Source organism: Pontibacillus sp. ABV4_188, from assembly GCF_056311905.1.
In genome coordinates this window covers 3,638,058-3,650,620 of record NZ_CM149975.1, presented here as the reverse complement: position 1 = coordinate 3,650,620, position 12,563 = coordinate 3,638,058, and the positions used below count along the sequence as shown (strand labels likewise).

At 40.0% G+C, this 12,563-nt stretch carries 13 protein-coding genes; 10 read left to right on the top strand and 3 right to left on the bottom strand.

Annotated features, from left to right (window positions below):
- Positions 1–24 precede the first annotated feature (24 nt).
- Positions 25–363, bottom strand: a complete 339-nt coding sequence (locus ACYX4O_RS18385) for a hypothetical protein (protein WP_476352974.1) — start codon at positions 361–363, stop codon at positions 25–27.
- A 283-nt stretch (positions 364–646) separates the two neighbouring features.
- Between ACYX4O_RS18385 and ACYX4O_RS18380 the strand changes: the two genes are divergently transcribed.
- Positions 647–1,195 (top strand): metal-dependent hydrolase, encoded by a 549-nt coding sequence (locus tag ACYX4O_RS18380; protein WP_476352972.1) that lies wholly within the window; start codon positions 647–649, stop codon positions 1,193–1,195.
- A 174-nt stretch (positions 1,196–1,369) separates the two neighbouring features.
- On the opposite strand, the gene ACYX4O_RS18375 is transcribed toward ACYX4O_RS18380, so the two are convergent.
- Entirely contained in the window at positions 1,370–2,110 is a 741-nt protein-coding gene (locus tag ACYX4O_RS18375) for a hypothetical protein (protein ID WP_476352971.1), read from the bottom strand.
- A gap of 274 nt (positions 2,111–2,384) precedes the next feature.
- Between ACYX4O_RS18375 and ACYX4O_RS18370 the strand changes: the two genes are divergently transcribed.
- The 7 genes from ACYX4O_RS18370 to ACYX4O_RS18340 all read left to right on the top strand — a co-directional run bounded on the left by ACYX4O_RS18370 (position 2,385) and on the right by ACYX4O_RS18340 (position 9,049).
- Positions 2,385–2,537, top strand: a complete 153-nt coding sequence (locus ACYX4O_RS18370) for a hypothetical protein (RefSeq protein WP_476352969.1) — start codon at positions 2,385–2,387, stop codon at positions 2,535–2,537.
- 148 nt (positions 2,538–2,685) lie between these two features.
- Positions 2,686–3,444, top strand: coding sequence for a putative hydro-lyase (locus ACYX4O_RS18365; RefSeq protein WP_476352968.1), 759 nt, complete (start codon positions 2,686–2,688; stop codon positions 3,442–3,444).
- 62 nt (positions 3,445–3,506) lie between these two features.
- Complete coding sequence (locus ACYX4O_RS18360) at positions 3,507–3,680, top strand: hypothetical protein (RefSeq protein WP_476352966.1); 174 nt, start codon at positions 3,507–3,509, stop codon at positions 3,678–3,680.
- A gap of 254 nt (positions 3,681–3,934) precedes the next feature.
- Positions 3,935–4,369, top strand: coding sequence for a hypothetical protein (locus tag ACYX4O_RS18355; protein ID WP_476352965.1), 435 nt, complete (start codon positions 3,935–3,937; stop codon positions 4,367–4,369).
- 212 nt (positions 4,370–4,581) lie between these two features.
- Complete coding sequence (locus ACYX4O_RS18350) at positions 4,582–6,048, top strand: restriction endonuclease (protein ID WP_476352963.1); 1,467 nt, start codon at positions 4,582–4,584, stop codon at positions 6,046–6,048.
- Positions 6,049–6,194: 146 nt separating this feature from the next.
- Positions 6,195–7,958: an SEC-C domain-containing protein gene (locus ACYX4O_RS18345; protein ID WP_476352961.1), complete on the top strand. Its 1,764-nt coding sequence runs from the start codon at positions 6,195–6,197 to the stop codon at positions 7,956–7,958.
- Positions 7,959–8,347: 389 nt separating this feature from the next.
- Positions 8,348–9,049, top strand: coding sequence for a thermonuclease family protein (locus ACYX4O_RS18340; RefSeq protein WP_476352960.1), 702 nt, complete (start codon positions 8,348–8,350; stop codon positions 9,047–9,049).
- Positions 9,050–9,671: 622 nt separating this feature from the next.
- Here the strand turns inward: ACYX4O_RS18340 and ACYX4O_RS18335 are convergent.
- A complete protein-coding gene (locus ACYX4O_RS18335; RefSeq protein ID WP_476352958.1) occupies positions 9,672–10,367 on the bottom strand; it encodes a DUF2306 domain-containing protein in 696 nt (231 codons plus the stop codon).
- A 532-nt stretch (positions 10,368–10,899) separates the two neighbouring features.
- On the opposite strand from ACYX4O_RS18335, the gene ACYX4O_RS18330 reads away from it, so the two are divergent.
- Both ACYX4O_RS18330 and ACYX4O_RS18325 read left to right on the top strand, forming a co-directional pair.
- Positions 10,900–12,042 (top strand): hypothetical protein, encoded by a 1,143-nt coding sequence (locus tag ACYX4O_RS18330; protein ID WP_476352956.1) that lies wholly within the window; start codon positions 10,900–10,902, stop codon positions 12,040–12,042.
- Positions 12,043–12,074: 32 nt separating this feature from the next.
- Complete coding sequence (locus tag ACYX4O_RS18325) at positions 12,075–12,221, top strand: hypothetical protein (protein WP_476352955.1); 147 nt, start codon at positions 12,075–12,077, stop codon at positions 12,219–12,221.
- Positions 12,222–12,563 lie beyond the last annotated feature (342 nt).

Sequence of the window (12,563 nt, the reverse complement as noted above, 5' to 3'; positions counted from 1 at the left end):
GTCCCTGTGGTACTTCGGGTACATCTATAATTGAACAGGATCATCTTTTGAAGGAACGTCCTTCACTAGCAAATCTGCCCGCTTTCTCATTAAGTTGTTTGCATCGATTTGCGCTTGATACATGAACAGAAGTATTCCTCCAATTATAGTTATGCCGCTCAAAATAAAGTAAGCGGTGGCTTGCGTTCCATTAATAATGTAATTATATGCATCTCCGCCGACATATACATTTACAAACTCTTCCTCATCAGCATATTCACTTTCTGGGTTGCTGTACTGAGTAAGCTTGTTGAAGCCAAAGAATAGAAACATCAGCGAGAAAAGCAAAAGGATCACAGCGATTGATTGTACGGGTTTTAACATGAAAATACCTACTTTCCTGATTTTTATTTTTAAAATCATAACTACCTATAAGTATATTAGACTACATTTTAATCGAAAAAAGTACCAAAAAAATATATAATTTAAACTTTTTGGGAAAATAATTAAGAAGCACAGGTGCGGTTCCCGTGCTTCTTCTTTCAGTAAATTTTCAGTTTGAATGAAGCACTAGAACTGTCCCCGCGCTTATCAAAAAATAGAAAGTTCTATCCATACAAAACCAAGCATATCCATTAAATAAAATCATATGGGGAGCTTGGTTATTTTGCGTTATAAAACACACATCGTAAGCTCATTAACAGCGGGTGCTAGTTTATCGATTATGTTAAGTTATCCTTTTCATATTGGATATGTAATTGGGATATGTTTCGGGAGCTTACTACCGGATATTGATGAACCACAATCTTTTATTGGTCGTAGATCCTTTGGTCTTTCTAAGCACGTTAAAAAAAGATATGGTCATCGAGGCATTACACATAGTTTATTCGCCTGGATGCTTGTATCAGTTGTTATTATAATCTATCCATCTTTTTTTACAGTTGGTATTTCATTAGGCTATCTGTTTCATTTAATTGGAGATTTCTTTTCAGTAAGCAGCATTCCTATTCTTGCCCCATTTAAATCGGCTCGTCCTAAGCTCCCCATTACATATAAAACAGGTAGTTTTACAGAAGACATGTTACTCTATGTTTTTACTTTTCTATTATTTTATCTTGTTTTTGTGAATGAAAACCTCTCCTTTTATTTAATACAATCAACCTCCGAGTTAGTTTCTTCAATTATTCATAAATTGTTTGATTATCTAGTTAAATAATTTAATAAAAAAGTGATGAAGGATAGGAGAATTTAAGTTTTATTTTGGCACCACGAATCTTTAATTATTGCAATGTTTATATAAAAAGGGCGGTCTCTGAATTAAATTAAAGATTTTCGGGGGCGTGAGAAAGGTTTCCGTGATCCCCTTTTTTAAATTTTCACTATTTATAAATTACAATTCGCTGTAATAATCATCAACGATTCCTTTTAACAACTTTATTACTACACCTTTAAAAAGAATGGCTTGATTTAAAACCTTGATTTGTTGGTTTGGAAGTAAATGATCAAATCGAAAGCGATCTTCTTTAAAATACCTATTAATAATTTTTATACTCTCATGGGTAAGTCGCCGTGGGTCCCCTTTAGGTAATCCTGCTTGCTTTAATAGGAATTCTTCTGTTTCTTTTTTTAGCTCTAGTCTAATAATCCAATTTGCGGTTTTTATTGTTGTATGAGTAGTTACCAATTCTGGATTTATATCTTCATGGAATTTATATTCATTTCGAATTTTACTAGCTGTAAATCCTGTTTCTTTTACAATCTTCGCAAACCTTACTTTCGCTATGCTTAGAAGGTTTAGTAATGCTTGTTTATTTTCCTTTCCAGTATCCCCTTTATTAAAAAGTCTTCTTAATATCTTCAAGTTGCGTCTGCCGATGGTCGCGCTAGCCTCTTCTACAATACATGGGGCATCCTTCCTGCTTGTGTGATTAACTAAAAAGCAATAGCGGTCCAATCCTCCTACCAGTAAATAAGAATTATCTATAGGGTTTTTCTCAACAGCAAGTAGTAAATCGTATTCATCTAAATTCTTATAACACTTTTTCATCCAGTCTATATAGGTATTGGTGACATTAATATTTTCTACAGTTTTAATGTCGGATAGGAGTATATTGTGAATGATTGTAGTCATAATTCTTCCCCCTCAAAACACTTTATGACTTATGTACATTGTCCTATAATCTAAAAAGATAAAATTTGCTTAAGAAGCTCAGGTACGGTTCCTGTGCTTCTTTATTAATTGATCTTTTCAGTAAGCACTAGAACCGTCCCCGCGCTTCAAAGAACCAGCGCGTCCGTTCCTCTCGTACTCTCGCCAAATTTACTTGAATTTTCAGAAAAAAAGGGTATTTTATGGAACAATCAAGAAATAGAGTGGGATTGATATGTTAGAGGGGGCTATATAAATGGGTAGAAAAACTAGAAGTGATTGTACGGTTGGTACCTTAGAAAAGAAACATGGATTGCCGTCTGGGACTATTAGGAATAATGATGGAAGAGATACTAGAAGTGACAAAAAAATTGGAACGATCCGAAAAGAGAATCAGAAAAAGAGATAACTCTATTAAACTGATCATGAAAAGGGAGAAGCGAGGGTCCTGTTCCAGCGCTTCTTTTTTAAGTGAATATCCGGTTTGAATAAAGCACTAGAACCGTTTTAAAACCTGTTCCCTCTCCAGTTTTTGTAATAAGGAGTGTATAAATGATATGAACCCTGAACACGTACGTTTACAGATTAGAAAGCAGCAGGTAACCGGAACGACTTCCGGTATGTGCGACCATTATGTGCAAACCAATCTAGTAACATTGCCTAAGGCTTATGCGTTTGATTTTCTATTATTCTGTTATCGAAACCCTAAACCTTGTCCGATCATCGATATTTTAGAGGCGGGTCAAGTGTCACCGAGCGTCGCCCCGTCCGCTGATATAAGGTCCGATGTACCGAAGTATCGGATTTATAATAGAGATGGGAGATACGAAGAAGCTTTCGATGTTACGGAGTATTGGCGTGATGACTTTGTAACGTTTCTACTAGGTTGCAGCTTCACGTTTGAGAGAGCGTTAAATGAAGCGGGTATCCCATTACGCCATCAAGAACAAGAAAAGGTCGTTCCCATGTACAAAACGACGATTCCTTTAGATCAAGCCGGACCTTTCGAGGGAAATATGGTCGTCAGTATGCGCCCGATTCCAAAAGAATTGGTAGAGAAAGCCGTGAGCATATCTAAAATGTTTGATCATGCTCACGGAGAACCGGTCCATATAGGCGACCCGCAAGAAATCGGCATAGAGGATATGGATAAAGTGGATTATGGAGAGAGTGTAGACTTTGATGATGAAACCCATGTTCCAGTCTTCTGGGCGTGCGGCGTCACCCCTCAAAATGTGTTGATTAACGCAGGTCTTCCGATTGTGATTACCCATGCACCAGGGCACATGTTTATTACGGATGAGTGGGGTAAGTAATGGGGCAAGCACAGGGGCGGTTTTGCTACCTTGGCTAATAACTGGTGATTGGATGTGATAGTATGACCCCATGGAAGATGGTTCTATATCCTATTTTAAGCGGTCTGTTAGGCGTGTTTATTATCTTTTTATTAAATGGATTCAAAATGGATTGGTCAGGCTCTATAGGTATCTTTATTGGCTTGGTGTTAGGTCAATTGCTCATCATTTGGTTGCAAAGAAGGCGAAAGGTTTAATGACGAAGCACGTGGACGGTTCCCGTTCTTCTTTTTATATGGAGTGCCGAGAAAAGTAACAACGGGACAGGTCCCTTTGCACATGATTGGAAGTGCCAATGAACCCGTCCCTGTGGTACTTCGATAAAGAAAACCTCTGGGGGGACTGTAACAAAATATACTAGTAGGGATGGCTATCCTTCTCTAAGTTATCCTAATCCTTCAGTAACAAGTATTACGGACAAAATTAGATACTGAAATAGAGGAGTTTATACATGGAAAAAAGAAAGCTACAAGCATGGCAGCCAGTAGATAACTTGAATTTAGGAGAAGTTTATTGTAGTAGTTTACATTATAATAATGACGGGTTAGAGATAATTTTTAAGGACAATGATAATAGTCAAGTGAGAGTAATATATAATAAAATCTCATCTGCACAAGATTATGTTTGGACGTTTCGTTTTTCAGGTGAAATTCAGAGATCGGATATTTCTGGCTTAGCCGTTTCTGCAAGGAAAAGAGCGAGTAACCTAAATAATACAGCGCATTGCTTCTACAAAATGCATGACTCTGATTATATTGAATGGTTTGACTCATTACCTTGGTTAGGAAGCAGTGATTTTCCAAATGTTGAACACCATGTATTCCCGACAATAAATGAGACAATTGAAGTTATTTGTGACTATGAACCAATTTTTATTGTAGAGTAGAATACTAACTGGAAGCACGGGGACAATTCCGTGCTTCTTTTTAGGTTATTATTTTCTTTGAATGAAGCACTAGAATAGTCCCCACGCCTTCGTGTGAGAAAACAAATCTGTCCCAAACTGCACTTATTGTTTATAGTAATAGTAAAGAAAGATGCCTCCTTTTCCAAGGAACTGAATAGGTTGAGGAAAGGGACGTAAGAAAACATTCATCAATGATGAATCACACAGCGAGGAGATGGGCTATGATCGCCTATGTTAAAGAGGCAATAGAAGCAGCAAAAGCAAGAGAAGAGAATGTGAAGGTTCTTCATCAAACCGAAAAAAGAATGAATCAACTAACGAAGAAAAACGAAGCGCTATCTAATCAAATTGAAATCCGAAACGAACAAATAGAGGAATTAGATCAGATGGTCATAAAAAAAGAGTCTGAAATACATAAACTAAATCAGGAAATTTCCCTCATACATAAAGAAATTCATAAGACCAAACAAGTAAAATATGATGTGAACAGTCAGCTTCGGCTGGCTCAGAGTAATTTAGAGACAGTAGAAAAGGAATGGAAGAGAGTGGAGGAGGAAAAGGGAGAATATGAGAAACAAACTTGCGAGAGGGAAATAGCTTTAACGAGTCTTGCACAGGGACTCAGCCAATATGCTTCAGGTTTACAGGGGGGCAACTCTAATCCTATTGAAAGTGAAGTGATTGAGGTTGAACTCATGGAGCTTAACGAACTTCACGAAACGTTGATAGAGAATTTTGTGTCTCAGTATTTCCCTCAATGTATAAACCTCATTATTCCTGATGTGTTTAAGGAACTATTAAACTATATAGATGCCAAACCGTCCACTCAAGCATATTGGTTCCAGAAGAATGTTACCTATCCCTCAGCTGTCCATTCGATGATCTCTTTTTATCATAATTATTTAACCACGCTTATGGATCTGCTATCTAAGCGGGGGCTCGAGGTAAAAGGAAACGAAGAAGCGTTTTTTGAAGTGATGAAACTAATCGTATTAGAGGTGAACTACGAACGGTTAAGGAATGATTTTTACTTAATGGAAGAACGAGTTCAGGAGAACGATTCGCTTGAGCATGTTCTTCATGTATATATTCAAAGTCTAGGGGAAGAGGAGGTTCGCTCCTTTTCTAATTTAGGTTTTCTTGTAGAATTCTTGAAAAGAAAACGGTATGGAAATTACGAAGAAGATCTGCTAGATGAAGATTATCTCTTAAATGAAGCACAAGCAAACTACAAAGCTATGAAGTTGGAGCGGGATTTAACGAGGGTAGAAGATACAACCCAAAGCCTTCCTCTAATGAACCTAGAAGCCATTAACCAAATGAATGGATTAGACTTCGAAGAATTCTTGGTTGGCTTATTATCCAAATTAGGTTTTCGTGCTTCTCTCACTAAGAATTCAGGAGATCAAGGTGTTGATATCCTAGCTCGAAAAAATGACCGTGTCTACGCAATCCAAGCGAAACGATACGCTAGTTCAGTTGGAAACAAAGCGGTTCAGGAAGTGGTATCAGGTAAAGAATATTATAAAGCAGACGCGGCCTGGGTAATTACCAATAATACCTTCACCCCAGCGGCTCTTGCGTTAGCTGAACGAACGGAAACCATGCTGTGGGATCGTAATAAATTGGAAGCTATGCTTGAGGTTTATAATATGTAGCGGCAAGGAAGTCCCTGCAGCACAGGGACGGTTCCCGTGCTTCTTTTTTTGGTTGGAATGAAGCGCTAGAACCGTCCCCGCGCTTCCACGCCCCTTTGGTACGCATGTTACACTAGTACCACAATAATTATGTAAGGAGCGGTTCCATGTCGATCGGACGAAATGATCTTTGCCATTGCGGGAGTGGCAAGAAATATAAGAAATGCTGTATGGAGAAAGATGAGCAACAAGAGGCATATGCACTGAAAGAGGAGCGGTTCAATGAGCAGAAGGAGCAGCTGGTCTATGCTGTTGAACGTTTCTTAATGAATCAAATCGGATCTAATGAAATACGAAAATTGGAGGGGGAGTTCACAGATCGTGCCAAGCATAGTAGAAAAGATGCCGGCTTTGCTATGTTCTGGAGAATTTTCTTCTACCGATATAGGAATGGACTTCGTGGGATTGAATGGTTCTGGGAGTCAGAAAGTCATGCTTTACGAGATGAGATGAAGGAAATGGCCGAAAGATGGGTGAAGTTGACGCCGCGTTTAGTGATGGCTGTTGACCTTAAAGAGGATGTTATCGTATATGAGGATATTCATACAAAGGAACAGTTCCCTTGTGCTAAAGAAAACAAAGGACCGGATTGCATAGCGTGGAACAGTACGATTGGGTTGTTAGAACCTATGTTTGATCGGTATTACTTTAATGGTCTGCGTGGCATGTATGGACCTGAGGAGCTGTATGAAACGTATGACAAGGTTCAGTCTTGGATGACAGAAGAGGAGATTTCTTATAATGAAGCTCTGCGTCGCTTTTATCCAGAAATTCTAGCATCTTTAAGTGAGGATGAGTCCCCTAAAAGGGAACAAGAAGCTCTTCCAGTTACGGAGTTCACCTATATATACGATGTAGTGGACCCAGAAGTTGCGGCTGCTCTCATACAGAATGAGCCTGAGTTTACGATTGATCATTGGGATGAAAGGAAGATGAATTTTTCGTGGACGAAGAATTGGCAGGAATACACCGATAGTGAAGCCCCGGGAGTTGTGCGGATTGCGGATGAGTATGCCTCATTCACATGGAACAGGGTGACAGAAACCATTACGATGAAGGCCTTTCACTTGAGGTATGTGAACCCAATGGTACGAAAAATGCTGGAAGCTGACGGAGCCATCATGCTTCGTGAGGACAGTGAGAAACACCTGGGGGATTTACCTGGAGCCATTTATAAGAGGCAATCATTGAAAGTGGAATATGGCACACCGAAGTTGTTTGGCACCCTGGCTCAGCAGCGGCGATTAATCCCTGTGGATGATCCAATTCTACTTTATGGAAACCGGTCACTAAGAGAGTTAGTGGAGCGGGGTGATAGTTATCTTGCTGAGCGATGGTTAAAGAGGTCTGAGAATGGGTCCCATGTTATGCTATGGAAAGATTACCAGGACCTTTCCGTGACGCCAGATTATAATGCTGTTAGGCTAGAGCTTGGGTTGCCACTCTCTCCTTTTGTGACATCATATGAAAGCAGGGTGACAACACTTGAATCGATTGAAACCCATGACGAGAGAGAAACCGTTGTAATCGAGGCAGAAGTTCCGTACTATGAAGACCTTGGTTTTACGGATAAGACGAAGAATGCCTTTTACGCTAGAGATTTAGTCCGCTTCTACCGAGAGAAAGTGGATGGGAAATCGGCTTCTACGAAACGGAAGTATAAGAAGGCGCTCTATGCTATTCGTGGGGCGTTAGAGCGACAAGGAGGTTATGCTCGGAGTTGGGAAGAACTTGGGGATGACTTTTGGACAGGGGCGCTCTTTGAAGATAAAGAGGTTCAAGCCCAATGTCCGCGAAAATTTCAAGCTACTGAATTTGCTTCTGTTGTGAAGATGCTCTTAAAATGGCTGCGAAGTAAAGGGCTTCTCTGACTGTTTAAGAAATTAATACGTGAAAAGGTCACAGGTAGGCGGTATCTGTGACCTTTTTTATAGTTATAGGGATAGTAAGGTCATTGATTAGGCTTATCAATGACCTTTTGAAGATAAACTTTTATTAAAAGGTAAGAGATCCATCTGTTCTCTGACCTTTTAGCGTGCTTGCTTTGGTGAAAGGTAAGAGAGAGGGAGCGCGGGAAGCGTCCTTGGGCTTTCCCGCGAAATATCCTAATAAAGGAGCGTCTCGCGAACTCCTTTATTTGTATATTGTGAATTATAATGGTAAAATTTTCTGGATATAAAGTGCTTGGATGAAACGTGTGGGCCATACGATGGGAAGAAACCGACGCTTAAATCCAAAGAGAGAAAAAGGAGAGGTTTGAATGAAAGAAAACACGAATACATATTATCGACGAGGTTCATGGTCGCAAATCATCGTGTCCCTGTCTCTACTGTTGATGATCCTGTTAGCCGGGTGTAGCAGCTCTTCAGCAAGTGAGCCGGAAGATGCGGCGGAGGACACGACGACAGAGACGGATACAGAACAGCCAGCAGAAGCGGAGAGTGAGCCATTGTCATCCCGTGAGGAACTGGAAGCAGAATACGGCGAGTTCGAGGAGCCGATAGAGAGTGAGCTTGTGGACATCACAGAAAAAGTGACCGTCAAAAAAGTGATCGACGGGGATACTGTCGTTGTTGAAGGGGAAAATGGCGAGGAAACCATAAGTTTCGCTTTGATTGACGCACCAGAGCTAACACTTGCCGATGGGACGCAAGATGAGAACCTAGGTTTGAAAGCAACGGATGTGATGCGACGCCTGCAAGGCTCAACCGTCCTTTTGGAGCGTGTCGAAGCGGCAGACGATGAAGGTAATACGCTCGGACATTTTTGGTCCAGTGAAAATTGGTACTATACCAATTTCAACAAATTAATGGTTAAAAAAGGGCTTGCCCGCGTAGATGCGCCGAACCCTGATGCGAAATACCTGGATCAATTCAATCAAGCAGAATCCGAAGCAAAAGCGGACCAAAAAGACATCTGGTGGAATGATGGGTATGTGACGGAGGATGGTTTCGATCAGTAATCCGGTAAGATAGAACTTGAAGAAGCACGGGGCGGCTCCCGTGCTTCTTTTCGATATGAATATGTTGGTTGGGAGGGAGCGGTTAGAAACGTTCCCGCTTCAAGCGATCTTATGAAAGGGAAATTTTCTTATCGTGTTTACCTTTTATCATCGAACAAATACTCGAGGTAGAACCCATCATTTTCGCGTTTTGGTTACTTCTTTTCCCTTAAGCAGAATGGTTAATACTGAGGTTAAATAAAGAATAGCGGCTATAATGCCTACAGAGAAAGAAGAATCTGGATCACTTGAAAATATACTGGCAGTAAAAGTAACTATAATAAATCCCACAATATACACTAGGATACCTAAGAATATTTTGTTAGCCATGGTATTTAATCACTTCTTTTATAATATATTCTACGGAATTTAATAACCTAAATTGGTTATTTATTCTTTCATTTAAAATTTTTAACATGTAATGGAATTATAGCACAAGGGATATAGGACATTTTGATCTGAATATATCAGTTTAAAATTAACGAATAAGTAAAAATAACCACTTTAATTATTTAGAGAGAAACACATAAACGGTTTCGGTTCTTCTTTTTATGATTGGAATGAAGAACAGTCTTCAATCACCTCACGAAACCTGTCTCGCTCCCCCTGATTTTTTAACCACCCCATATTTATTAGCGAACCAAAAAATGAGCGGTAAGAAAATAATGGTCGGCAAAAACCAAAGTAAGATGTGACTCGAGTCAACACCAATAAGTCGTGGTGCGCCAAAGACTGTAAATGCTGTCACAGTGGAGATGGAGCAGGTTAGCATGCCTGTAATGTGTTCGACGACCCAGCTCTTTTTCGTCGTCATCGGCTTAAGCCAATAACGCAGTTGTCCCGCGCCTAGAAATACACCCAATAGAGGGAAAAACGTGATGAGTGAATTGCCGATTGTCACTCCGTATATGACACATCCTAACCCGGCGAGGAATAGGAGTGTGGAGGCTGCAAGGTCTAGAGGGTGGCGATGTCTTGGTTCTTTTTTCTTAAACTTCAGCACTCGAATGCCGTAGTACGCGGAAACAGCACTTAACGTTGCGATAAATAACAAGAAGACTGAGAATTGCATACGCTCAGGCGTAGTATCAGGTTGAACAAAGATTCTGATTGAGGCCATGCCAACAGCTGATACGCTGACTAGACTCATTCCATACACGAACAGCCAGCCCACGCGGTTGTGCCATTTCCCGCCTTTTTTCGTTAACAGTGGAATCCACAACAATAGAAGTGAACTAAATCCTCCAATTAAATGAGCAATCAAAAATAAGGTAAACATGGTAATTCCACTCCTTTTGAGTAAGCACTTTATTGTTCCCATGCTTCTCCATATAGCTTAACAGTTTATTAACAAAACTCTAGTCATAGTTTCCTCTTGGTACAGGGGGACATGGTACAGGGGGACAGGTTCGTTGTCCCAACGAGCATGATGTTAATAGTGAAATGGCGTACAAGTGGTGTTGTGATTTAAGAAACCCTTCTTGATTGATTTTTCGATTAAGAAGGGTTTCTTATTACACACTGTTAAAGTGAAGAGGGACAAGGTACCTGTCCCTAAGTCCCGTTTGTCCCTAAGTCCCTTCTCACTTTAGATTTCTGAGATTGATCAAACGTTTGATCAATTAGGAAGAAGCCCTTTTTAAAAGGAAGCACAGGAACCGTCCCCGCGCTTCTGCACTCTTCTGACTTTTAGAACATTAGCCTCATTTATATGGGATGGAAAAATGTCGATAAAAAGAAAAAGTAGAATTATAGATGAGGAGAATAAAATGCGAAGGTGGATCCTGTTTTTTGCCGCTATTCTTTTATGCTTGGGAACGATATCACATGTGGATGCGGAATCCTATGAGTACCGTGCTTCTATCAGCACATGGATGTGGAACACTCCAATGATAATGAATGAGCCAGATGAGGTTCTTCAGGATTTAAAAGCCAAACATGTACAAAAGCTTTACCTTCAAGTAAACCGTGATGTCCCTGAGCATTACTACAAATCATTCATTAAAAAGGCAAGCCAACAAGGCATCGATGTTTATGCATTAGGGGGATCAATTAAGTGGCTAAGAACAGGAGACCAACGACTTCCTTTATTCAAGGAATGGGTCATTGAGTATCAAAAAGAAGCCGATAGAACCGAACAGTTTGATGGCTTTCATTTGGATATTGAGCCACATGCCACTGATGGTTGGGATACCGATCAACAGAAAATGATCCTTCGTTTTCAAAACATCATAGCAGACTTTATGCTGCTAGCTAACGAGCTTCAATTGCCTCTTGAAACAGATCAGCCCTTTTGGTTTGATTCGGTGAACTATGATAATGAATCTTTTGGTAAAGGGACATTAAGTGAGTGGCTGATTCAGCAAGTGGACGGCACTACAATACTCGCTTATCGTAATTTTTCAGAAGGAAACAACGGAATTCATAAGCTAATCGATAAGGAAATAGCTTATGCAAACCAAGTAAATCGCAAGGTTGAGGTTGCCATCGAAACCAAGAAGACGGAACTAGACTATTTATCCTTTTATGGTTTCACTCAAAAAGATATCGACCAAGTGTTTGCCGAGGTAGCAACTCAATACGAAAGCTACCCTAGTTTCAATGGCTTTGCGGTTCATAGATTCGAAAGCTGGCGACCATTCGGACGTCCAACCCTTAACGAAAAAGGGTGGAAGTTGTATAAAGCAAAAGAAAATGTAAACACAGACCACAACTGGACGATTCAGTTTAATACCGCCATTGCCCCAAACTACACAAACATTTATGTGGAAAATAGTGAAGGAATCGTGGTGGATACGAGGGTGAAGATGCCTTCAGAAAATGTTCTACACGTAGAAGCTCCAGCGGAAGGGTATCAAAAAGGGGAGGCTTATACGTTATACATTGATAAGATTCGATCAAGAGGAGGGCATAGTTTGTCTGGGAAATTATTTATGCCTTTTTATGTGGAGTAAGTGTGGATAGTATCTCGTTCTCAATCTATATTTTGGCTATTGATCAAACGTTTGATCAAGGACGAAGAACCCTTGTTTTAGCTGGAAGTAAGAGCACCGTCCCATCGCTTCCTGTGTTAAGAAGGCTCTCTTTAAATGGTTGCGCAGCAAAGGGCTTCTCTGACTTTTTAAGAAGTTAATACGTGAAAAGGTCACAGATGGTTGGTATCTGTGACCTTTTTTGTAGTGAGAGGGGGAGAAAGGTCATTGATTGGGCTAATCAATGACCTTTTGAAGTTTAAATCTTGTCAAAAGGTTAGAGATCGATCTGTTCTCTGACCTTTTAGCGTGCTTGCTTTGATGAAATGTAAGAGAAGAAGCGGTCCCGTGCTCCGCATCATATTTGTAACATTGTGACAAATCGTGTCGATTCCTTTATATAAACCAAAATATATGGTATTATTACAATGTTTTTACAAAAGTTTAAATTTTTTGAAAAAAGGAGGCTTGAATTGTTGATTCCTGCATATCCAAATTTGAAA

Coding starts and splice junctions, on each gene's coding strand:
- ACYX4O_RS18385 (WP_476352974.1), bottom strand. CDS start 363: ATGTTAAAACCCGTACAATCAATCGCTGTGATCCTTTTGCTTTTCTCG.
- ACYX4O_RS18375 (WP_476352971.1), bottom strand. CDS start 2,110: ATGACTACAATCATTCACAATATACTCCTATCCGACATTAAAACTGTA.
- ACYX4O_RS18370 (WP_476352969.1), top strand. CDS start 2,385: ATGGGTAGAAAAACTAGAAGTGATTGTACGGTTGGTACCTTAGAAAAG.
- ACYX4O_RS18365 (WP_476352968.1), top strand. CDS start 2,686: ATGAACCCTGAACACGTACGTTTACAGATTAGAAAGCAGCAGGTAACC.
- ACYX4O_RS18360 (WP_476352966.1), top strand. CDS start 3,507: ATGACCCCATGGAAGATGGTTCTATATCCTATTTTAAGCGGTCTGTTA.
- ACYX4O_RS18355 (WP_476352965.1), top strand. CDS start 3,935: ATGGAAAAAAGAAAGCTACAAGCATGGCAGCCAGTAGATAACTTGAAT.
- ACYX4O_RS18350 (WP_476352963.1), top strand. CDS start 4,582: ATGATGAATCACACAGCGAGGAGATGGGCTATGATCGCCTATGTTAAA.
- ACYX4O_RS18345 (WP_476352961.1), top strand. CDS start 6,195: ATGTCGATCGGACGAAATGATCTTTGCCATTGCGGGAGTGGCAAGAAA.
- ACYX4O_RS18340 (WP_476352960.1), top strand. CDS start 8,348: ATGAAAGAAAACACGAATACATATTATCGACGAGGTTCATGGTCGCAA.
- ACYX4O_RS18335 (WP_476352958.1), bottom strand. CDS start 10,367: ATGTTTACCTTATTTTTGATTGCTCATTTAATTGGAGGATTTAGTTCA.